This window comes from Vibrio sp. 1288, assembly GCF_033344475.1.
Map to the genome: position 1 here is coordinate 1 of NZ_JAWPOX010000185.1, position 983 is coordinate 983.

Consider the following 983-nt stretch of genomic DNA (forward strand, 5'->3'; position numbering starts at 1 on the left):
CTGGCTGAAAAGCAAAAAGAACAGTTGAGCTTCTTTAAGCTGTAAGCTTTTGCTTTACGTTTTTAAATATGGTCTCAGCAAAAAGGCACCCTCGGGTGCCTTTTTAATGCTCGTTTTTCAAGAACGAATACGTGCTCTAGCAATTTCATCGCTCTAGGTCGTTCGAATTTACTTCAACTTCAGCTTGGTGCCGTCGAATTTGAGATGGCTCAGCAGGCTCTTGGCGTTAGTCTTGCCTACCTCATCAAACTCCATTCCGTAGCGGGCATAGTGAGTCGATTTTTGAAGGTTGCAAATACGACCATTCAGTGGCGCTAACAGGCGACCATCACTCGGCATGGTGAGGTCTAGAGTGATACGGTCGCCAACTTGTAAAGGTCGGCTCATTGGCGATGTCACAAAACGACAGCCGCTGCGAGACAGGTCTCTGATCTCACACTCACTTCGATATTCATCCAAGCGGACTCGCGCTTTCAAATTCACCTCATAACGCACTTCTTTACGAAGTTGGAATACCTGCATTGTATTGGGAAGGCTAAGCACTAAAATGGGATAAGGGTCGCCCAAGCGATGTTGAAGCTGAGCCCTAAAAGGGATGACGGCGCCTTCGCCACGATGAGAATACGCTTTTACGTTTATCCAAAAGCCTTCTTGAAAATAGAATTTCAAATCTTCATCGGAAATATTCGGAACTTCGATCAATGCCGTATTGTTAGAGTGGCAGCCGACAAACGTGCTGGTGGTGATGAACTTCGTTCCAACAGGCGTGGTCACATTGAGAGTGACTTCACTACCATGCTCAACCATCGCCATTGCATCGGTGCTGTTTAATGTGGTGGCCTGACGTTCTGGTGCTCTCTTACTCTGCAGAGGTAGATTGCCGTCTCTGGCACTGGTTATCATATTTCTCATTCTTATTGTCGTACCTGATTTGAGAAGAGGTGCTGCTATGAAATTTAGCACTAAACGACTGGGTGTCTTTG

Annotated in this window: 1 protein-coding gene; it reads right to left on the reverse strand. The window is 46.3% G+C overall.

What is annotated here, in order from left to right:
- Window positions 1–168: 168 nt before the first annotated feature.
- Window positions 169–903 carry a flagellar brake protein gene (locus R8O11_RS25550; protein WP_005462902.1) on the reverse strand — a complete coding sequence of 245 codons (735 nt, stop codon included), beginning with the start codon at window positions 901–903 and terminating at the stop codon, window positions 169–171.
- Window positions 904–983 lie beyond the last annotated feature (80 nt).

What these genes read in the sequence shown, in the direction of transcription:
- R8O11_RS25550 (WP_005462902.1), bottom strand. Translation starts at nt 903, where the DNA reads ATGATAACCAGTGCCAGAGACGGCAATCTACCTCTGCAGAGTAAGAGA.